Annotated in this window: 19 protein-coding genes; 3 read left to right on the top strand and 16 right to left on the bottom strand. The window is 63.0% G+C overall.

The features are described from left to right. Window positions 1-344 precede the first annotated feature (344 nt). Window positions 345-608, top strand: a complete 264-nt coding sequence (locus IWX81_RS14175; protein ID WP_199281981.1) for a type II toxin-antitoxin system Phd/YefM family antitoxin — start codon at window positions 345-347, stop codon at window positions 606-608. Further along, window positions 608-865, top strand: coding sequence for a Txe/YoeB family addiction module toxin (locus tag IWX81_RS14170; protein WP_199281980.1), 258 nt, complete (start codon window positions 608-610; stop codon window positions 863-865). The genes IWX81_RS14175 and IWX81_RS14170 overlap by 1 nt, the downstream gene beginning before the upstream one ends. Window positions 866-1959: 1094 nt before the next feature. On the opposite strand, the gene IWX81_RS14165 is transcribed toward IWX81_RS14170, so the two are convergent. From IWX81_RS14165 to IWX81_RS14115, 11 genes are all read right to left on the bottom strand, one after another. Further along, window positions 1960-2574 (bottom strand): hypothetical protein, encoded by a 615-nt coding sequence (locus IWX81_RS14165; RefSeq protein WP_199281979.1) that lies wholly within the window; start codon window positions 2572-2574, stop codon window positions 1960-1962. A gap of 151 nt (window positions 2575-2725) precedes the next feature. Next, a complete protein-coding gene (istB, locus tag IWX81_RS14160) occupies window positions 2726-3559 on the bottom strand; it encodes an IS21-like element helper ATPase IstB (RefSeq protein WP_199281978.1) in 834 nt (277 codons plus the stop codon). Further along, window positions 3556-5250 carry an IS21 family transposase gene (gene istA, locus IWX81_RS14155; RefSeq protein ID WP_199281977.1) on the bottom strand — a complete coding sequence of 565 codons (1695 nt, stop codon included), beginning with the start codon at window positions 5248-5250 and terminating at the stop codon, window positions 3556-3558. Before istA ends, istB begins: the two co-directional genes overlap by 4 nt. Window positions 5251-5402: 152 nt before the next feature. After that, window positions 5403-5774 (bottom strand): nuclear transport factor 2 family protein, encoded by a 372-nt coding sequence (locus IWX81_RS14150; RefSeq protein WP_199281976.1) that lies wholly within the window; start codon window positions 5772-5774, stop codon window positions 5403-5405. Window positions 5775-5936: 162 nt separating this feature from the next. Beyond that, entirely contained in the window at window positions 5937-6377 is a 441-nt protein-coding gene (locus IWX81_RS14145) for a hypothetical protein (RefSeq protein WP_199281975.1), read from the bottom strand. A gap of 408 nt (window positions 6378-6785) precedes the next feature. Further along, window positions 6786-7211: a hypothetical protein gene (locus IWX81_RS14140; protein WP_199281974.1), complete on the bottom strand. Its 426-nt coding sequence runs from the start codon at window positions 7209-7211 to the stop codon at window positions 6786-6788. Window positions 7212-7296: 85 nt separating this feature from the next. Beyond that, window positions 7297-7473, bottom strand: coding sequence for a hypothetical protein (locus IWX81_RS14135; RefSeq protein ID WP_199281973.1), 177 nt, complete (start codon window positions 7471-7473; stop codon window positions 7297-7299). 956 nt (window positions 7474-8429) lie between these two features. Then, window positions 8430-9293 carry a ParA family protein gene (locus IWX81_RS14130; RefSeq protein ID WP_334594315.1) on the bottom strand — a complete coding sequence of 288 codons (864 nt, stop codon included), beginning with the start codon at window positions 9291-9293 and terminating at the stop codon, window positions 8430-8432. 116 nt (window positions 9294-9409) lie between these two features. Continuing rightward, complete coding sequence (locus IWX81_RS14125) at window positions 9410-9595, bottom strand: hypothetical protein (protein ID WP_199281972.1); 186 nt, start codon at window positions 9593-9595, stop codon at window positions 9410-9412. 727 nt (window positions 9596-10322) lie between these two features. Then, complete coding sequence (locus IWX81_RS14120; protein WP_334594314.1) at window positions 10323-12179, bottom strand: hypothetical protein; 1857 nt, start codon at window positions 12177-12179, stop codon at window positions 10323-10325. Window positions 12180-12788: 609 nt separating this feature from the next. Further along, window positions 12789-15752 carry a Tn3 family transposase gene (locus IWX81_RS14115; RefSeq protein WP_199281971.1) on the bottom strand — a complete coding sequence of 988 codons (2964 nt, stop codon included), beginning with the start codon at window positions 15750-15752 and terminating at the stop codon, window positions 12789-12791. A 111-nt stretch (window positions 15753-15863) separates the two neighbouring features. Between IWX81_RS14115 and IWX81_RS14110 the strand changes: the two genes are divergently transcribed. Next, window positions 15864-16469 (top strand): recombinase family protein, encoded by a 606-nt coding sequence (locus IWX81_RS14110; protein WP_442977810.1) that lies wholly within the window; start codon window positions 15864-15866, stop codon window positions 16467-16469. Between the two features lie 419 nt (window positions 16470-16888). Here IWX81_RS14110 and IWX81_RS14105 read toward each other — a convergent pair whose 3' ends face one another. The 5 genes from IWX81_RS14105 to IWX81_RS14085 form a co-directional block, all read right to left on the bottom strand. Next, the gene (locus IWX81_RS14105) at window positions 16889-17593 is read right to left on the bottom strand and encodes a spermidine synthase (protein WP_199281970.1); all 705 of its coding nucleotides are present in this window, start codon (window positions 17591-17593) and stop codon (window positions 16889-16891) included. 109 nt (window positions 17594-17702) lie between these two features. Beyond that, complete coding sequence (locus IWX81_RS14100; protein ID WP_199281969.1) at window positions 17703-18302, bottom strand: DUF305 domain-containing protein; 600 nt, start codon at window positions 18300-18302, stop codon at window positions 17703-17705. Window positions 18303-18374: 72 nt separating this feature from the next. Continuing rightward, window positions 18375-18773 carry a DUF6153 family protein gene (locus tag IWX81_RS14095; protein WP_199281968.1) on the bottom strand — a complete coding sequence of 133 codons (399 nt, stop codon included), beginning with the start codon at window positions 18771-18773 and terminating at the stop codon, window positions 18375-18377. A gap of 56 nt (window positions 18774-18829) precedes the next feature. Continuing rightward, on the bottom strand, window positions 18830-21073 hold the full coding sequence (locus tag IWX81_RS14090) for a heavy metal translocating P-type ATPase (protein ID WP_199281967.1): 2244 nt from the start codon (window positions 21071-21073) through the stop codon (window positions 18830-18832). Then, a complete protein-coding gene (locus tag IWX81_RS14085; protein ID WP_199281966.1) occupies window positions 21070-21306 on the bottom strand; it encodes a heavy-metal-associated domain-containing protein in 237 nt (78 codons plus the stop codon). Before IWX81_RS14085 ends, IWX81_RS14090 begins: the two co-directional genes overlap by 4 nt. Window positions 21307-21315: the final 9 nt, after the last annotated feature.

The raw sequence follows: 21315 nt of genomic DNA, 5'->3' as shown, positions 1-21315 counted from the left end.
TTCCAGGTTCTTGCCGCGGCAGGCTGAGAACGTTCGTCGGCTTCTAAGGTGTCCGGCAGGGAACCTCCCCCGGCCCAATTTGAGGGCCCCGTCAGAGACAGAAAACGGGGTGCATTTCGTTGACGAGATTTGCCGCCGGTGAAGGTACCGTTCTCGCATCAGATGCAATTGGTTCTGCTTTAAGACCGATAACCGCCGATATGCAAAGACCCGAAGATCGCGCCGCAATGCTCGGCGTGTGTCACAAGGGAACGGTTTGTGCACGCACTGCATCCGCTTTGCGAAACGGGCCTAGACGCCCTAGACTCGAAGCGTGCGTAATAGCGTACGTAAGAGAGGACGTCATGGCCATCACGGCAACCGCGGCACGCAAGGATCTATATCGTCTCATCGAAGAGGTCAACCTCGACCACGACGAGATCGAAATCACGTCCAAGAGCGGTTCTGCCTTTTTGGTTTCTGCTCACGAGTACAACGCACTGCGCGAAACCGCGTACCTTCTTCGTTCCCCCACAAATGCCGCTCGCCTCGCCGCGTCTGCGCTACAGGTTCGCGAGGGGCTCGCCATTGGCCGCGACCTGATAGAGACAGACGAAGAACAGGCGTAATGCTCACTCTCGCCTTCACCGACAACGGATGGGACGACTACCAGCACTGGATCGCAAACGACAAAGCAATCCTCAAGCGAGTCAACACGTTGATCAAGGAAGCCCGTCGTGATTCCTCGTCCGGAATAGGTAAACCGGAACAACTCAAGCATCTCGACGGTTCGCCGTGGTCCAGACGGATTACGCAGGAACACCGCCTGATCTACTCTTTCGACACCCAGCAACTCATCGTGTGGCAGTGCCGCTACCACTACTGAGCCTCGACCCAGTACGCCTGTAAGCTGGTTATGTCAACTCGAAGTGGCCCCGGGGTGACGGTTAGATCTGGCCCCACCTGGTGACTTGCTGGGGTGATCACAAGTGAAGTTTCGTGGTGAAGGATACTGCTCCCAGCCGTAGCGAGTCGGCTTCATCTCATAATCGGCTTTCGGTGTTGAAGACCGGCCGAGAATGCCGTGCTCTGATCATCACCTCGTGCGTGTGAAGGCACCTTCATCGGGCACCAAGTCCGGAAATTTTTGTGGGCACCCTCGGACTAGGCGAAAACTCGCATTCCAGTGACCGCGCGGGTGGCGCGGTAGATCCTCCGGCCTGCGGAGGCGCGTGTCATCGCATTTGACTTGATGCGTCAACGGAGGTGGGGCAATCTGCATGTGAAGCTCACAATTAATTCGAGGTTTCAACTAGATTCGAAGCCTAGGGAGGCCTTGCTCATGAGATATCAGACCGGAGGACCTTCGAACTCGTGGCCAGATGAGATGGAGATACGTGTTGTTGACGCTCCGGCAGATTTACTGGAATTACTTTTCTTTGTGAAAGCTTGGTCTCTAACCCCCTCGACTAGGGTTCCGCCATTGAGACCTGGAATAGAACCTAGTCACTTGCGGCCGATAGCAGAACCGGCCCGGTTGGCTCAGCTATCGACCTCTTGGGACTCTGCCTGGAGAAGTGCTTGGGCGAGGATGGTTAGGATCGAGGACAAAGAGCACGACCACATTTCTCCCGTCGAGATGCACGCGGAATTCGGGACGGGGCCGCGGTGGGGCGCCCTCAGCGAGCTGGATGCTTTAAGCCAGAGTCATCGAGACGAATGGCTAGAATCGATCAAACCAACCCCAATCGAAGCATTCTCCGAACAAAGAGAAAGGCTGAGCCTGCCGTCGCTCGTACCTGCCTGGGAACGCGGTCTTAAAACCGTAATAGTGATGCCGTATTACGAGTATTTCGCGGCAAGCATTGGTTCGAGCTGTTTGGCCGTCTCGGCAGCAACTCGCCAGGAAATAGCGAGCTACTGCCGAGCTCTTGATTCATTCATGCCTGATCGGCCACCAACGTCATAGTCAGTCGGAATTCAAAACCCCGCTGACGGTGCGCCTGCCCAACAAATGTTGCCGTCAACTTTCATGACATAAGAACCAATAGCTACCTGGCCCCAGCCGCCTCCCGCTACGCTTGTTTGGCCATACCCAGTCCAAAATGCGGTTCCAGGGTAAGGGCTGTTAAAAGGCACATTGAATACTCCGGATCCACTCGCGCCGACGACGCCCCACTGACGGAACTGAATGGGGAGATTGACCGAGTACGAAGTTTGGATCTTTAGGACGCTCAATCCGCTTTTATAAAGGTAGATCGTGGAGGAGCCGCACGGCCCAAAAACTTGGCCTGATCCCCGCGTCGTGGGTGACCCCGGACCGGCGGACGCCGCTATGTTCTGCTCGACGAGTGTTTTCGCCGATTCACTTACCGGCACCGAATATTGCTCACCGACTGAGTTGACGCGGATTTCGAATCCGTTATCGCGCGCCACATTTTCGTCAAACCCATGCGACACCATGGCGGTTGTCACGGTGCTTTTCAAAGCCGTTGGGTCCGAAGGTATATCAGCGGCCGCGGCGGGTGCTGTTGTTACAAACGTCAAGACGGCGGCGACGGCCAAACCTTTAAGAACTGCTTTTCGAACAGACACATTTTCTCCTTGCTTGTCATTGCGAAGGCAGTACGTTCGGGTCGAGCTGCTGGATTTTTCCTCACACTAGTCCGGGAGGTCCAAGAACGGAATGAAATGTCGAAACCTATTTGTTGAGCCCTGTGATTCGCCCGGCGTGTCCGGAGAGTGTTCAATTTGAGATTTCCGCTGGTCGTCGCAGCGCATCGCTGTTTTTGGTGTGGGCGAGGCGGTAGGAGTCGGTGCCGGTTTCGATGATGTTGCCGCCGAAAGTGAGCCGATCGACGATCGCAGCACACAGGCGTGGGTCGGTAAATGTCTTCGTCCAGCCAGAGAAAGATTCGTTCGAGGCGATCGCGACGCTGTTCTTCTCCTCCCTCTCGGTCAGTACTTGGAAGAGCAGTTCCGCACCACGGCGGTCTAATTCCATGTATCCGAGCTCGTCGATCATGAGCAGGTCGACACGGCCGTAGCGGGCGATGGTGCGGGCTAACACTTTCTCGTCGGCGGCCTCGACGAGCTCGTTGACCAGGCGGGTAGCGAGGGTGTATTTGACGCGGTAGCCGGCCTCGGCGGCGGCGGTGCCCAACCCGATGAGCAGGTGGGATTTGCCGGTGCCGGAGTCCCCGATCAGACACAGTGGCTGGCCTTTACGGACCCAGTCACCGGTAGCGAGGGTGTGGATGGTGGCAGGGTTGATGTTCGGGTTCGCATCGAAATCGAAGTCGCCCAACCATTTATCCCGCGGGAAGCCGGCTGCTTTTACGCGGCGGACAGAGGACCGTCGGTCGCGGTCGTCGCATTCGGCCAGCAGCAGCTCCGCGAGGAAACCCTGGTAGGTCAGCTGCTCCTTCTGCGCGGCACCGATAGCTTCATCCACCACCGCCCGAATTGTCGGCAGTCGCAGGCGCCGGCAAGCTTGATCGACAGCAGCATTCGCGGCTTGCTCCGTCATCCCGCGCCTACGGCGCAGCGTGGTCGTGATCGACGTGGTTGTTGGGCTCATGATCCGGTCTCCTCCCTCGCTGTTGGTTCTTCGGTTCGTGCCGGGCCGGGCAGATGGAGTAGTTCGTCGTATCCGGCCATTGATGGGATTGGTCGCCGGTCCGGCGGCAGACCCGCGATCACCGCCGCAGGATCCGCCAGACGCCGCTGGGTGAGACTCACCACCCGCAGCTCACTTCGCTGCTGCTCCGCGGAGGGGAACCGGACCCGGCCACGACCGGAAGAGGGCGTGCCCGGTGTTTCGTGGTGTTGTGAGGCGTGGAGGCGGGCCTCGACCGCGACGACATCCGCGGTCACCGCACCGACCGTGACCGCGGCCTGCAGACCCGCAACCACATCAGCGGCATCCATAGAGCGGTGCAGCAACAGCACATCGATCAGCTCCCGGGTGGCGACAGCATCGCCGTCGGTTTTGCGGGCGGCAGCCCAGAACGCTTCATGCGCCGACGTGAACGCACCCGTAGCCCGTGCATGCGCGAGAGCGGTCGAGCCCGGTAGCGCGCCGGGCTTCAGTTTCAACACGTCGAGGTAGTGGTCCAGATCAACCGACTCCCCGCCGCGGGCCACCACCCGAGGGTGGCGTGCCACGACCGTGCGGGCGTCGAAGACGACTAGCTCCGACGCCCGCAACGACACGCGAACCTGCCTGCCGATCAAGCGGGAGGGCACGGAGTATTTCGCCATCCGCACCGTGACCAGACTCGACCGGTCCACCCGGGGTGTCAACGACAGGCCCGGATCGAACCGCTCCAGAGGCAACGACGCCAGCAGGGGTTGCTCGGTGGTGAAGTCCGCACCGACCGTGCGGATCCTGGTCGAGATGCGCCGGGTATCGTCGGCGTGATCCCACGCGCGAATGCGATCGTTCAACTCAGCCAGAGAATCGACCACGGGCATCGGTGAGAGATGGTTGCGGCGAAACCTGCCAACCTCACCCTCGACACCACCCTTCTCATGGGCCCCTTCAATACCCGGTTCGCAATAGAACGAGTCGAACCCGTAGTGCGAGCGGAACAGCACCCAGCGGGGGTTCTCTACCCGGTTGCGGCCGAACAGCACCTTCGTGACCGCGGACGTCAGGTTGTCGTAACGAATATGCCTGGTCGGGACACCACCGATCGCCTCGAACGCCTCAATATGACCTTCAAGGAACGCCTCCTGCCCCTGGGTCGAATACACCCGGTGGATCGCCTTACCCGAGTGGGAGAGGCGGAAGACGAACAAGTGACACTTCGTCTTCACCCCCGCCAGGACCACCCACACCTCACCGAAGTCGACCTCCGCCTCCGCACCCGGCTCGTGGTCCTGCGGGACGAACGCGTTCACACGCCGACCGGACGCGATCTCAATCTCCACCCGCCGCACCCGCACATAATCCCGAACCGTCGAATACGACAGCGCTCTCGCGCCATGCTCGTCCGCGAGGCGAGCCAAAACCCTGGTTGCGGTATGGCGCTGCTTGCGTGGAGCATCCAGATCCGTCGTCAGCATGGCGTCGATCGCCGAGGTGAACGGCTCCAGGCGGGGCGAGGACCGCACATGCGGTTTCCGTGCCGGTGGCTGGGCCGATTCCAACGCCGCCCGAACCGTGCGCCGGTGCACCTTATGTCGGCGCGCCAACTCCCGCACCGACAGCCCTTCAACCCTGGCATCCCTACGGATCTCCGCGAACACATCCACCCTTGACCTCATCCTGGCCTCCTCGCCGAATCATTCAGACGAGACCACGATCAAGTGGGGCCAAATCAAACCGTCACAACCACCCCGGCAAGTCACCAGGTGGGGCCAGATCTAACCGTCACCCCGGGGCCACTTCAGGCTGTCACAGACAGTAAGCCGAACCCTTAGTGAGGAATAGTGGTCTGCTGGTACAGGGCGAGCTTTGGCTCACCACTGATCAGGCGATAAGTGGTGGTCATGAGAGCGACGAAAGGCTCATCATCGCCCCGTACAGCGCGAGCACGGTAAACCAGCGCTGCGGCCTTGTCGCCGAGGTCGACGAGACTGGGTTCGCGGATCTCGAAAGAGTCCCATCGTGGCGAGTCGTTGAGCGATGCGACGACCGCGTCACGGTGCAACACCATGCCGTTGACCAGAATCATCACTGCGTCAGCAGACATCATCGCGCCGTAGAAGGCGCCGCCCTGGCTTTCGCACAGTGATTGCCACCCTTCGTATTCGAAAGCTAACAAGCTATCCAACGTAAGAGCCGACATGACTCGAGGGTACCGAAACACGATTGTCGTTCAAGTCCGCATACGGAACCACCGAACCTCTTGCGCTGTGGCTGGCCGTCCGCAGTGCTCGACGTGTGTCACAGAGGAACGCTAGGCGGGGTAACAGTTTCGAGTCGTGTGCGTGACCGGGTTACCTTTCGGCTAGTAGTCAAGAATCAAAGCATCTTGTGAAGAATCTGTCTGAATTTTGGTAGTCAGCGACCCGTCCCTAGTAGCAATCTTGACGGTTTTACCCTCCAGGAGTTGCACCGTCTCTTCATTACCCACCGGCACCGAGATTTGGTCCGTTATCCACTCGCGCACAGAAGCGATGTATACGGTATGTTTCGCCTCATCCCGCGCGACCCACTGCGCTGAAGCGACCGTCAGACCATAGACGCTGGCGCATCCCACGATCACAGTGGCCAATCCGCAAACAACAGCTCGCCATTTCGGTTGTGCCCCGGCGTGCGCAGCCATCACAAGCAAAAGAGTGAAAACGATCATGCCCGCGCACAGCAAAACACCAAGGAAAGGCAGAAATGGCCAAGCCTCCGTCTGCCGATACGCCTCGTATATACCCGGATTCTCAATCCCGCTCATAGTCAAGTCCCCTCACCATCGGTGTTGATGCGATCCAAGCTGTCTTCGCTCGGGGCGCGCATGAATGAGCGGCTTCAGGTCTGCTGCTGTCAAGCACACCTCCGCCTCAAGAACGGAACCCCGCAGTGGGTTGCCGCGGCCACGAGAGAATCGAATCTCGCCGCTTACTTCCATCCCGTGATACTACGACTATGCGACAGAACGTCACATCGAACGGACGATCCGCAAAGCGGGTCAAAGACGAAACCAACCATCGCGCCTCAGTGCGCTCGGCGCGCCAGATGGGGACGGTGAGCGGACGCTCCCCCGCCGCCAATGGTGGAGAGGGAGCGCTCGGAGCTCGAGTGCCCGTATGGGTGTCCCTAGAAACTGCCCGATGGCGGGGCGTGAAACGCTTGAGGTGGAGGCCTACGAAACCTCAGCTCGTCGGGACACCACGTTCGATCCCGGCGGGCGGACGGACGCAGCTAGCGGGGGGGTGTCGAACCAGCGGACGACACCGTTGGCGGTGTGTGCAGCGCTGATAGCGGCGGATGCTGTGTTGATCGCGGTCACGGCCTGCTCGAGTTTCTCAGCGGCAGTTACAGTGCCGGTCGCGCCGTCGCCGTTGGCGTCCTCGCCTTGGTAGTGCTGGCCGTCGACCGCTTTGGTGTGCCAGGCGGCGAGTTGCTGGCACACATTCTGGAGGCTGTCGAGGGTACCGACGAGCTCTCCAAGGAGGTCGTAGGAGTCCGGTGGTGACGGGACTGTCATTGTCGAGTGTGCGAGGGTGCGGGCTTGCTCTGCAAGGGAGCGGGCTATCTCCAGCTGGCGGTGCTGCTCATTGATGGCCATGGTTTCTTCCATTGTCTGGGTGGTGTTGTTGAAGATCCAACCGCGCACCCCTGACAAGTGCAGTCGTGCGCGGTCGGGGCCGGCTTTACTGGCAGCTCTCGCATTCGAGGTCATCCATCGGGTTGACCGGGACCGCGTACCCGTCGATGGAAGCGACCGTGGGGTTTGCGACGGTGTAGCTGTCGGTTTCGGTAGTTCCGTCCTGGTGCAGGTCGGTCTTGGTGACCTGGGCGATGACCGTGGGGCGCTGGTGGGTGTTCATGTGCTCTCTCCTGTCTGGTGTGTGCCTTCCGGCAAGGCAGGTCGTTGAGAGTGAAGCGGAAGAAGTTCAGGCTCGTGGAATACCGCATAGCGCAGCGAAGGATATGCCGCGAAAGGCCGCAACGTGAACCGCAAAGCGAACTAAGATCACACCGGTCGGAAAGCCCAGACTGGGGAGAATTCGTGCACTGCCACCACCCGCTGCCCTATCGTCATCCCTTATGGAACTGAGCGACCGTGTCGACTGGGCAGGACCACCATGCCCGACGTGTGGGCTTGAGCTTGATGCTGAGGTGCTGCCCACCAGTGACGGCATCGGCATCGCCTACAACTGCCGCACCCACGGGACAATCAGCATCGGCGACCCCTTCGAGACTGAGACATAGACTTCCACTCCCCCACCCTCGAGCATCAGTACTCGGGTGAACCTGACCCTACATACCCCTACAGGCATACGTGCCGCCGGTACACGGCGGTGTTGTGGTGACCGTCCGCCAGGGCGGCCGCAACACAACCACCTAGGCCAGGAGTTACGCCGGCCTGCCGGCGTTCTGTGTTCCTCCCCCGGTATCGGCCTACCTGCCAATGTCTGGGGGTGCTCGATGAAGAATGAGGCTCAGCCGCGCCCCCACCGAGCGCGGATCGCTTCCTCGACAACGTTGCGGATTACCCCTCCACCTTCGCCATTCGCGACGGCCTGATCGATCAGCTCGGCGATCTCTGGCGAGAGCCTGGTAGCGAAGGGAACGGTGACTTCGCGACGTGGACGTCCGCGCGGTGCCGGAATGGGGGCTGATACAGGGATGGGCTGAGCGGTGGAGGCTGGCTCCAATGGGGCTGGCGCAGATGTGAGGGTTTCGGGCCGACGGTAGTCGATGGGATCCACGGATTCGTCGGCCGCCGGCTGTGGCAACCGGCGCTTGCGATCCCCCAGTGTGGGGCGTTCCTCTTGTGAACTCATCGGACGACCTGCTTCACGATCTCGGTGTAGGCATCCAACACGGGAGCACCCTTTCTGTATTTGCCGTACCAGTCCCCCACAAGCCGGACTTCCTGAACGATGGTCCGTTCCGGAATTAGCGGTGTCAGCAGCAGCCCAGTCTCGCGAAGGTCGTCAATGCTGGCGACGGCGGCTCTCGACATGATCGTTTCGCGCACTCCCCCAACCACGATGCCAGCCTCGGTGAGGGTCGCTGGCGCGCCGATGCGCTGCCGACTAGACCGAAACTGTTCGACCGTGCGGCGTGCTCCCGATACGCCATCCATGCCGTCTCCTGATGCTGTGGAGGCATAGACAATTGTGTCGGAGGCATTCAGCGCCGACAAGGTCAGGGGGCCACCTTGGCGGTTGGGGCAATCGATGACAACAAGGTCAGCTTTGAGACCCTCGAGAGAGGTGCGCAGCCGTAGCTCGCCGTGATCGGCCCGGTCCGCCTCCCTATTCGAAACGTTGCGAGCGGAGGGCACGATGCGCAGTTCAGGGAACCAGGATGATTGGATCGCAAGATCTTCGGCCCAACCTTCGGGATTCTCGTCCCCGAGAATCGCACCGACGTGAAGTCCTTCCTCGGCCGGCTCGACGTCGAGCCACTTGGTTGACGCCGCGCGCGGGTCCAGGTCGATGAGGACCGTTCGAATACCTTGTGAGGCAGCGATCGCAGCGATTGAGACAGCGGTCGTTGTTTTCGTCACTCCCCCGGACTCGCTGTAAACCATAAGTGTTTGCATAGTTATATCCTTCCGTCTTTCTTTCTTTCTTTCAAGTTTTCTTTCTTTAATTCTTTCGTTCTTTCTTTCTTTCTTTCTTGAATAAACAAACATTAAGCACATGGTTCCGGAATCGCGGGGGTCGCCACCACACTCGGCTAAATCGCGACGACGCTGGGGGAGTGCCGGAGTGACGGCGGATTGTTCCCGTCACTCCGGACGCATGACGGCTATTTGCCGCTGTTGTCGACGTCATTCGCGCAGCCCTTGTCGATGCCGGCCGCGGCCGCGATGTGTTCGATGTCACTGAGAGGCGTAGCCCCACGCAGCCAGCTGCTCGAAGTATCCGGCGTAGGTCCTTCGGGGTATCGCCATGTGTTTTTGCCGGTGCGGTCTTCGATGCCACCGAGGATCACAGCAACAACGTCAGAAGAATCAGTGGGCGCAAGAAGGCGTTGCGGATGGTGCGAACTAGCAGGCCATAACCGTCGGTCCTGCACAGTGTGGATCTTTGCTGGCAAGTGTCGAGTCTGTCGCTGCCACGGGCACGATAACCGCACCCGCTCGGGGTAAACACGCGGCACACCGAGTCCAAGTCTCGTTTTATTGATGCAAAGCTGAACTCCGGTCTTTATGTGCGACCGGGGGTGGGAACCTGGGGGTTGTCCGGAGAGAACAGCACAGATCGGTCTGCCTCGTCGAGAGTTCGGAAATAGCCCACCAAGGCGCGGTCGTGGGATTCCACTGCCCACGTCACCACGCGGAAGAAGGTTTCGTTTCGCGGCCCCAGCTGCAGCGAACGAACTAGGGCGGCCGGCTCCCGGTTGTTGTCACGCATGATGACCCATTCGTCCTTCCGAATACGAATCGGTGGCCACGGGGGACGCCAGTCTTTAACCACCGGGGGACTGGCGATGGGTCGTGCGGCCGCGTCGGCAAGGCGTTGTTCAACTCGACGGTCGATTGCGTACGCGTATCGTTTGGAGCTGCCCATTGTTGTTCCTGGTCGGGCGCTCGGCCACGCGCACATCGGTCACTATCTACTGCTGCAGACGTTGTCTAGATTCACTCTACGAGCCGACAACGACAGTCGCGGTGCCGGCGGCATGCTCGGCATCCAAGGCAGAACACCCAGGCCGTCTTCTACGCTGCGTCGCCGAGATACTGCCAGCGGCTGTCTGGGCTAAGCGCCCCGACCGCGACCAGGTGCCGCGCTGAGCGGTGATCGGCACGACGCTCGGTATTACGTGGGTATCGGGGCCATGACCGTTCAGCAGGACTGGTATCAACGGATTCCAGCGTCCGGCTCGACACGTGAGGACGACGACTTCGCTTTCGGGGCGCGGTCATCATCTGCTCAAGCTCGGCTTGCCACCACTCCCACACCTCCCGTTCCCCGCGATACCTATCCGCTCGGGCCAGCAGAAGCCCTGCAACGCCGAGGATCCTGGCAGCGCCATCGCGGAGATCCCTTCTTGCCCTGACCCAACCGCCGCCGTGTTTAATGATCAGGTGATGATGGCGAAGCCGAGACAGAATCGTGGCCGCATGCCGGCTACCGATACCCACCAGACGAGCAGCTGACTCCACCGTCACCGAAGTCTCAAGTGCGAGGGCTGCATACAACTGTCCTGCGGTATGGCCAAGCCCACCCCGGGTGAACAGATCATGCCGACCATCGGTGAGCTGAGCTTCCAACAGGCTCACTAATTCCGCCCGCACATTGAAGAGTTCGCCGGGGGGGCGGGGGTTATCTAGTGGTTGTGACCGGAGTGTTCCGTAGCTTGTGGATAGATCTGCCTGTAGGCGCCATTCGGCGGCGTTACCACCGTCGCTGACACTGACCCGCTCCAGAAGCCCCGCCCCCGCAAGGGCTGTGAGGGCGTCTGCGGCCGTGGTGCGACCAAGGCCGCCCATCAGGGCCAGGTCGCGGATGGATGCCGCAACGACGCGTTTACCGGTCTGCAAGCACAGGTAGGCGATCGCGGAAAGGATCGTGCGCTGGTGCACGGCCTTCTCGCTGCGCCCCCACCGGCCGGGGGAGACCCGAAACCCACTCAGCACCGCCTCCGTGGCGGCGACGATCGTGGTCAGTTCCGTTAGGTCCGCCGGTTCCCTGCGCTCTGGCAGCGGCGCTTGCAAGGCCGAGTACTGCTGGGCTTTGGCCCACTGCCGCTCCAGGCGCGCTGTGGCCTCGACGCTGCTGCGGAGTTTGCGGGTGCCACGACTGGTGTTCTTTGTACGGTAATGCTCCATCCCCGGCGCCGTGCGCGCCTCACGCACAACCTCGGCCAGCGACCAGCCGGCTGTGGCAGCCGCAAGCAAACACATGAAACCCGTCCACGACGGGTTGCTGCCACCGTCGATGGTGGCCATGTGCGCCTGACCTGTGGCGCTCAGCGGCCGGTGTGAGGCATAACGTGCATCGACCGGACCCGACGGGGCAGAATCCGTACGCCGCACGGCCGGCCGCGACGCATCCAGCAGCACCGTCAACGCCTCGAGCTCGCTTGTCGAAACAGAGGGGGCGGTGAGGCTATCCAGATGACCGCGCAGCACGGTGGAGCTACTACCGTCGCGGTGGGGGGACAGCGGCGGACGCGCCCCGCCCGTGCGAGCGTTGCAGAGCATCCCATGATCCAACGTCGCGTAGTTGGCCCTGGCCGCCCTGGCCAACGCCTCCACCATCTTGCTGGGCGCCCCGTAGAGAGCCACCCAGATATGCCGACCACCGGTACCCGACGACCGGCACACCACATGCGCGATACGGAGACCATCCAGCAGGCCAGAAAGCGCGTCGCAGTCATCGACGGCCTGCTCCATGAGGTCGGGGGAGACGACGCCGGCCTCTTTGCCGTCAAAGTCGAAACACAACAGACGAAACATGCCCGCATCATCGGCCAGGCGCACCAACCACGGCGCCGACGGTTCTGTCGGACCCACCGGGTGCGTGCGCGGATAGCTGTTCTCATCCAGACGACCGTAAGCATCTCGCTTCATCGTGCCTACATGCCCGCGAGGGCTTATCCGGCGTGTCAGGTCCCAGGCTGACCACCGCTCTGAGGGGAAAACTGAAACACCGGAATGGATGAATGGTGCTAAAGCGCCGTTTTCGGGTACTATGAGGCCATCTCCTTTGGTTCATCATCTGGGGGTACAGCAAGGCCCCGGCCTGATAAACCGGAACTTATTGCTGATTAGCTCGAACCTCACGCCGGCAAGCTGAGAGGGTTGGAGCTACGAAACTTGGAAAGCCCGTCGCGTAAGCGGCGGGCCTTTTCGTTTAGGCGGCTGGGATATGCAGCTCCTCCTGTTGGGGGCGTGGTGCTTCCACGATGGGCAGCGAACCATTCTGGGCGAGCTGGTCGCGGAAAAAGGATTCGAGATAGTACGCCAGAGAGACACCACTAGTGGCGGCGGCGTACTCGATGCCTTCGCGAACCTCGGGGGAAACCCGGGCTTGTAGCGAGACAGTAGGTGACGGGTTTCGCCGGCCCCGTCGTGCCCGACCTGCTGTTGCGCTCATAGGGGGCGTTTGAGAAAACGGAGCTCAGAGTACGGTAAGCGCGATTTTTCCTGGTCGTCGGAGTACTTGGTGCCCTGTTTTCCTCATGGCTGGCGGCGTCCTGGGGAGCGGAGTTGTCGGTAGCGGCCGGGTTTGGTGGGGTTGCGCCAGGTGTAGTTGCCGGTGAGGTTGATGTGTTCCCAGCCCAGCGGGGAGAGGTGCTGGATCAGCTCAGGGTCAACGCCGGCGTCTGCGCTTTGGAGCGCCTGGATGGCCCTGTCGAGGTAGACGGTGTTCCAGAGCACGATCGCCGCGGTGACGAGGTTCAAGCCGGAGGTGCGGTACCGCTGCTGTTCGAAGGAGCGGTCGCGGATTTCTCCGAGCCGGTTGAAGAACACGGCTCGTGCGAGGGCGTTGCGGGCTTCGCCTTTGTTCAGGCCCGCGGTCGTGCGGCGGCGCAGGTCGGGGCTTTGCAGCCAGTCGAGGATGAATCGGGTGCGTTGGAGCCGTCCGAGTTCCCGGAGGGCACGGGCGAGACTGTTTTGCCGCGGATACGCGCCGAGTTTCCGGAGCATGAGCGAGGCGCTCACTGTGCCGGTCTTGATCGATGCGGCCAGGCGAAGGATCTCGGGCCAGTGGGTGCGAATCAGGGCAGTGTTCACGGTCCCACCGATGAGGGGATCAAGGTTGGGGTAGGAACGGCTCTTGGGAATGTAGAGGCGCGTTTCGGCGAGGTCCCGGATCCGGGGTGCGAACCGGAATCCGAGGAGGTGGGTGAGGGCGAAGACGTGGTCGGTGAAGCCGGCGGTGTCGGTGTAGTGCTCGCGAATGTCGAGGTCGGATTCGTGGTGGAGGAGACCATCGATGACGTAGGTCGCGTCGCGGACGCCGACGTTCACCAGCTGGCTGTGGAACGGCGCGTATTGGTCAGAGACGTGCGTGTAGATCAGCCTCCCGGGTGCCGACCCGTACTTGGGGTTGATGTGTCCGGTGGCTTCGGCAGAGTTCCCGGCGCGGAACCGTTGCCCGTCGGAGGACGACGTGGTGCCGTCACCGAAGTGCGCCGCGAAGGGGTGCTGGTGTTGGGTGTTGACGATGGTGGCCAGAGCGGCACTGTAGGTCTCATCGCGGACGTGCATCGCTTGCAGCCTCAGCATCTTCGCGTAGGTAGCGCCGGCGCACGCATCGGCCATCTTCGTCAGGCCGAGGTTTATCCCGTCGGCCAGGACCACGGTGAGGAGCATGTGGGTGTCACGGGCCGGTTCGCCTGTTTTCAGGTGGGTGAGGGTGTCGGCGAAACCGGTCCAGTTGTTGACCTCGACAAGAATGTCGGTGATGGGGACACGCGGGAGCATCCCGGCAGCTCGGGTGATGAGCTGCTCTGCTTCGGCGGGGACGATCGTGTCGGCCGCCTCGATGCGAAGACGGCCGCCCTCGATACTCACCCCCAGAAGCTCGCCCGTGCCGCCCTGCTCGTCGACGAGGGCCAGTTGTCGTTCCACCTCGGCGATTTCCCCGATCAGATAGTCGTCGACGTTGACCGGGAAGCCCACCGGCACCGCGTCATTGGCAGTGAGGGATTCGAAGGTCGGGGCCGGGATGAGGTACCCGTCGAGGTCCTTGTACTGCCGGGAGCCCTCCACCCAGAGATCTCCGGAACGCAGGGCGTTGCGGACTTCGGCGAGGACGCACATTTCGTAGAAGGCCCGGTCGATGGTGCCGTCCTCGGCGAACACGACCCGAGCCCACCGCGGCCGGACGATCGAGCGCGGTGCGTTCTCTGGGACAGGCCGGGAGCCGGCCTTGTTCAGCTCGCGCACGACGTCGACCGCGTCGAGGAGGTCCGCGGCTGCCGGTGCCGCCTTGAAGGTCAACGTCTGAAGGAGATCGGGCGTGTACCGGCGCAGCATCGCGTAGCTGTCCCGGATCTGCGGCAACGAATCGAAGTCCCTCCCGAGTGCGAGTGCTTTCGCTTCGGTGACGCTGCGTTGGAACGCCTCCCACCCGATTGCGGCGTCGATTGCCGCAAACGGATCCGCCCCCTCTTCCCGCGCGGTGACGAGCAGGTCCCCGACGCGGCTGAAGAGGAGCACCTTGTCATTGATCTCCCGGCCCGAGTCGTGAAACTGGTCACGATGTCTGTTCTTGGCCTGGTTGAACACACGCCCGAGGATCCGGTCATGCAACTCGATCACTTCGTCGGTGATCGTCGCCTCCGACTCGATCGCCACGGCCGCGAGGGTCGCATACCGGCGTTGCGGCTCGAACTTCGCCAAATCCCCGGCACTCATCTGAGCGCCCTCCCGAGCGAGCTTGAGAAGCCGGCTCTGGCGCACCGCAAACCGCAACCCAGCAGGCAGCCCGATTCTCCGCCAGGCGCGTAGGCGGCCCAAATGCTCCCGCATGTGCTTGGAATTCGGTTTCAACGGCGACTGCCGCAACCAGGTCAACTGGGTCCCCTGGCCATCGGAACGCGGCCGCAACAGGGCATCCAGGGCACGTTTCTGCTCCGTCGCCAACCCGTCAGCCAAGGCGGAATAGACCGCCCGGTTCGCGGCCGTAATTGCCGCCGATACAAGTTCGTCGAGCGTCCCCACCGCGGGAAGAAGCACCATCCAGGACCGTAAGAGCTCGACCGCCGCGTCAGCGATCGCCGTAGCTTTGTCGGTCTCAACGGCGACCGGGCCCAACGCGGCCAGGGCTTGCGCCGCGACTTCATCCGTGAACCGTCGCAGCCCTAACGCACTCCGCAGCTCGAGCGCGTGCTCTCGCCTGGTTTCGTCACGGCGGCCATAATCAGCCCAGAGGGCCTCCCGAACGCCAACCTGACCGGCGACCGACCTCAGTATCCGCGGAACCGGCTCCGCCGTCCCCAAGGCGATTCCCGGGAACCGGATATACGCCAACTGCACCGCGAACCCCAAACGGTTCGCGTCACCGCGACGGCGCCGAATCAGCTCCAGCTCGCTCGACGTGAATGTGTATTCGCGAATCAGGTCCTCTTCGGACTCGGGAACGGCGAGCAGCCGCTCCCACTCCAACTCCGACAAAGCAGTCCGACGAGGCACACGGCACCCTTCTTGAAAACGAGGGAAAACAAGAACCCCGCCGACATCCAGGCAAGGCGCCAGAACTTCGCGGATCCTGCTCTCTCACAAACACTTCTCAGAACGGTATTCTTGCATCATCCGGGATTCGACGGATACCGAGAACCCACCACGAGGACCCTCATGCTCATCGGCTACGCCCGTGTTTCGACCAGCGACCAGAACCTCGACCTGCAACACGACGCCTTGAAAGCCGCCGGCTGCGAGAAAACCTTCACCGATGTCATCAGCGGCGCCAAAGCCTCCCGACCGGGACTGGACAAAGCACTCGAGCAGCTTCGCGACGGCGACACCCTCGTCGTCTGGAAACTCGACCGCCTCGGCCGGAGCGTGAAGAACCTCATCGCCTTCACCGAGCAACTCCACGAGGCAGGGGTCGGGTTCCGTTCCCTCACCGACCAGATCGACACGACCACCCCGGCCGGCCGGTTCTTCTTCCACGTCATGGCGTCCCTTGCACAGATGGAACGGGAACTCACCATGGAACGAACCCGCGCCGGCCTCGAAGCCGCCCGCAAGAACGGGCGCCCGCCAGGCCGGAAAAGAATCATGACGGACCGCAAGATCGCCGCCGCTCGGCAGCTGTTCGCCCAAGGCACGTCCGCCGCTGACGTGGCCCACAACATCGGCGTCTCGATCCCCACGCTCTACCGGTGGATCCCCGCCACCGAACGCTGAGGAAGCGCCCTAACGTACTCTGAGCTCCGTTTTCTCAAATGCCCCCCATCCGACGATGAAGGCGTTCAGTTGCATCGCCCGGGTGACCTCGTCGCTCGCCGGGTCGATGGCGTCGACGGAGATGTGAGTGAGGTGCCGACGAATCAGCCGCACCCCCGCTTTGAATGCTCGCCCGTTGAAAACAGTTGGCGTATTTTCGCCCAATCGTCCGTGTTGATCACCTTCCATACGGGTCGGTGGCCCTGCTTTCAATCGGCGTTAACAGCGCAGCCAGCGCGGCTTACGCGTTCACGTTGGCCTTGACCGGGGGTTGTCCGCTACTTGCTACCTGCTAAGTGCGCGTTCTCAAGCGAGTCCTTCGCATCGCCGGCACCGGAGTGAGCTTCGGGTTGTTAACTGACCCCTGACGAGTCAGGTAATCAGGTATGGGCGACGTAGACCGTGTTCGACGATACGCCGCCGGTGAGCGGGTTGTCGAAGTCGACGACGTGCGCCGCGGGCTCGGCGAAGACGAGAGCCATCATCGCCATGAACTCCTGGTCGGGCGGATCATCCGACCACAGCGCGAACACCCCCGAGGGCTTAAGGTGGCGGCTGAGCGCGAAGAGCCCCTGCTCGGTGTACAGGTCGGCGTGGCTCGGATCGAGCTGGTGCCGCGGTGAGTGATCCACATCCAGCAGGATGGCGTCGTAGCGGGGGTCCGCTGCTTCGGGCTCGCGCCGCATCACGGCGAAGAAGTCGTCGAGAACGAGGCTCGTCCGCGGATCGCTCGTGAGCTCGCTCGAGACCGGAAGCAGCCCTCGCTGGTGCCAGTCGATCACGGCCGGCATCGTGTCGATGACCGTCATGGTGCTGACCCGGGAGTCGCGGAGGGCAGCGATAGCGGTGTAGCCGAGACCGAGGCCACCCACGAGCACCTCCAGTAGGTCACCCTCGACGGCGGCGAGCCCCAGAGTCGCAAGTTCCTCCTCCGCGACGGTGAACAGACTCGACATGAGGTACTCCTCGCCGAGCTTCACCTCGAAGATCTCCACCCCGAGCGCCGCGTCGGTGCGACGCCGAAGCGTGAGGTCGCCCATCGCGGTCTGTTGCCAGTCGAGCTCCTCGAAGGGGTGGATGCGCATGCGCCCCATTCTCCGCCTATCGGCGAGCCCCGACACGCGAACCGGGCGAGCCCACCGTGAAATGGTGGGCGCGCCCGGTCCGATCGGGGGCCGATTACCAGAGCGGCCGCTACTCCAGAGAACGGAGGATGTCGGCCATCTCAGAGATCTCGGCCTTCTGGCTGGAGGCGATGTCCTCGGCGAGGGAGATCGCGGCGGGGTTCTCTCCACCCTCGATTTCCGACTCGGCCATGACGATGGCGCCCTCGTGGTGGGTGGTCATCTGCTTGAGGAACAGCCTCGACGCCTCGACGCCGGTCGCGGCATCCAGCCGGTCCATGTCGTCGTCGGACATCATGCCGCCGCCCATACCGGACATTCCCGACATCGAGCCCATCGGGCTGCCCCAGGCGTCCAGCCAGTCCGAGAGCTCGATGATCTCAGGCTCCTGGGCGGCCTTGATCCTGGTCGCGATGTCGATGACCTTCGCGTCGATCCCGTCTTTGGTCAGGATCATGTCGACCATCTCGACGGCCTGCTCGTGGTGAGGCACCATCATCATCGCGAAAGCGACGTCGGAATCGTTGAACGGGGTCGAGTTCTCCTCCGAGGAGGAGGAGGACGACTCGTCGTCGTTCATCCCGCCCGTGCCGTTCGCAGTGCAGGCGGAGAGGGTGAGGGCCGCGGCGAGAACGCCGACGATGGCCAGGGTGGAGCGTAGTGCTGACATGAGTGTTGTCCGATCAGTTGTAGGTAGTGGGTGGAGTGTGTGCGGTAGTGCCCTTCGGCCCTGCGCACCACATCACGTCCTGCTGATCGAGAGTTCTGTCAGGTCGGGCGGCCTGGACGGCCACACCGTGTGAAGGACCTGAGCCGTCAGGGCAGGCACTGTGGCAAGCGTGGGCGGCCATCGGCGGGACACTACCGGGAACAGCAGCGCACCCGTGAACAGCAGGGCGAGCACACAGGCCATGCCCGACATGACATGACCGGGGTCACAGGCTCCGCCGCACTCGCCGGCTGTCAGCTCGTTCGGCGGCAATCCCTGCGCCCCGGCATGATGCTCCATCCCCGATGGAACGCTCGAAGCCATCGGCGACGTCATCGACATCGACGAGTCATGGTTCCCCGGCGTCGCCGACACGATCGTGTGCATCGCGAGCAACCCGACGAGCACAGCGCCGACGAAGGCGAGCAGCATCACCGTTTGCCCGAGAAACCGTGGCGGTTCGGCTGCACCCCTCAGCCGCCGGAGCGTCATCGCGAGCCCGCGCCTGCGGCCCTGAACCGCCGAAGCCTGAGGCTGTTGGTCACGACGAAGACCGACGACAGGGCCATCGCTGCACCCGCGAGCAGCGGATTCAGCAGGCCCAGCATCGCGAGGGGAATCGCCGCCACGTTGTACGCGAACGCCCAGAACAGGTTGCCCTTGATGACGGCGAGGGTGCGGCGTGAGAGCCTGACGGCATCGGCGACAACCAGCAGGTCGCCGCTGACGATGGTGATGTCGCTGGCCGAGATCGCCGCATCCGTTCCCGTACCCATGGCGATGCCGAGGTCGGCCGCCGCGAGGGCGGCGGAGTCGTTCACGCCGTCGCCGACCATCGCCACGACGTGACCCTGAGCCTGCAACTCGCGCACGACCTCGAGCTTGCCCCCGGGTGTCACCCCGGCACGCACATTCTCGATCCCGACCTCGCCGGCGACGGCAGCTGCGGCCCCGGCGTTGTCCCCTGTCAGCAGCACCGGCGTGAGGCCGAGGGCGCGAAGGCGGGTGACGGCGAGCGCGCTCGACGGCTTGACCGTGTCACGCACGCTCAGGATGCCGCGGAGCACGCCATCCCAGGCGACGGCGATCACGGTGCATCCGCGCGCCGCCTCGGAGCCAGCGTGCGCGAGGGCGTCGTCCCCGACGGCGACGGACCAGGACTCGGCCAGCCACCCCAGGGTTCCGGCGAGCACGAGGTGCCCGTCGACCGTCGCCTGCACCCCGTGGCCGGGGTGCGACTGGAACGATTCGGTTTCGGCGATGTCGGCACCCGCCGTTCGGGTGTGGTCCACGATGGCGCGTGCGACAGGGTGCTCGGACGGGTTCTCCACGGCGGCGGCCATGGCGAGCAGCATGTCGGGGTCAGCGCCGGCCATTACCTTCATCGACTGCACAGTCATCGTGCCGCTCGTGATGGTGCCGGTCTTGTCGAGGATGATCGTGTCGACGGTGCGCGTCTGTTCGAGCACCTGCGGGCCACGGATGATGATGCCCAGTTGCGATCCCCGACCGGTGCCGACGAGCAGCGCGGTGGGGGTCGCGAGGCCGAGAGCACACGGGCACGCGATGATGAGGGTGGCGACGGCGGCCGTGAATGCCTGCTCGAGGGAGCCGCCCGCGATGAGCCAGCCCGCGAACGCCGCGAGCGACAGCCCGATGACGACGGGGACGAAGATCGCGGAGACCCGATCCGCCAGCCTCTGGGCCTGGGCTTTGCCGTTCTGGGCGTCTTCGACCATGCGGGCGATGCGCGACAGTTCCGTGTCAGCGCCGACGCGCGTCACCTCGACGACGAGGCGCCCGCCGACATTGACCGTTGCGCCGACGACGCGATCGCCGGGGCCGACGTCCACCGGCGCCGACTCACCGGTGAGCATGCTCAGGTCGACAGCTGAAACGCCATCGGTGACGAGTCCATCGGCGGCGATCTTTTCGCCGGGGCGCACCACGATCGTGTCACCGACGACCAGGGATGCCGCTGCCACACGTGACTCGCTGCCATCCCGCAGCATGGTCGCGTCTTTCGCTCCCAGCTCGAGCAGCGCGCGCAGGGCCGCCCCTGACTGCTTCTTCGCCCTGGCCTCGAGATACCGACCGGCGGTGATGAAGACCGTCACGGCAGCCGCGACCTCGAGGTAGATCTCGCCCGTACCGGATCCGCCCGGTGTGAAGAGACTGAAGGACATGTGCATGCCGGGCTGGCCAGCCATCCCGAAGAAGAGCGCATACAGGGACCAGCCGAATGCGGCCAGCACGCCGACGCTGATGAGGGTGTCCATCGTCGTGGCGCCATGGCGCAGGTTCACCGCTGCCGCGCGATGGAAGGGCCACGCGCCCCAGACGACGACGGGCGCCGTAAGGGTCAGCGCGAGCCACTGCCAGTTCGTGAACTGCAGCGCGGGGATCATCGAGAGCAGCACGACGGGAACGGCGAGAGCCGCCGAGATCACGAGCCTGTGCCGCAGCTCCGCGGTCTCCGCATCGATCCGGGGCGCCGGGGGGTCGTCGGACGGCGGGGTAACGACAGGCTCGACGGCGGTGTACCCGGCCGCCTCGACAGCGGCGATCAGCTCGGCCGCATCCACTCCACCGGAGGTGACGCGCGCCTTCTCGGTGGCGTAGTTGACCGTGGCGGTGACCCCGTCGATGCGGTTCAGCTTGCGCTCGATCCGCGTCGCACAGGAGGCACAGGTCATGCCTCCGATTTCCAGGTCCACCTCGGTGTTCGTCATCGCCCGACGGTCGCCTTCGGGTAGCCTGCTTCGCTCATCGCCGCGAGAATCGTCTCGACGGGGATCGGTGCGTCGCTGGTGACGATGACCCTGGATGCCCCGCCGACCTCCAGGTCGACGCTGACGCTCTCGACACCCTCGATGGCCGAGACCTCCTCGGTGACGCTGGCCACACAGTGGTTGCAGGTCATCCCTTCCACCAGAAAGTGCTCGCTGATCGCTGGGTTGCTCATGGTGTTTCT

It is taken from the genome of Salinibacterium sp. CAN_S4 (assembly GCF_015752305.1).
Lineage (GTDB): Bacteria > Actinomycetota > Actinomycetes > Actinomycetales > Microbacteriaceae > Rhodoglobus.
Note: the sequence above shows the minus strand (reverse complement) of the source record. Positions and strands in the feature narration are given on the sequence as shown.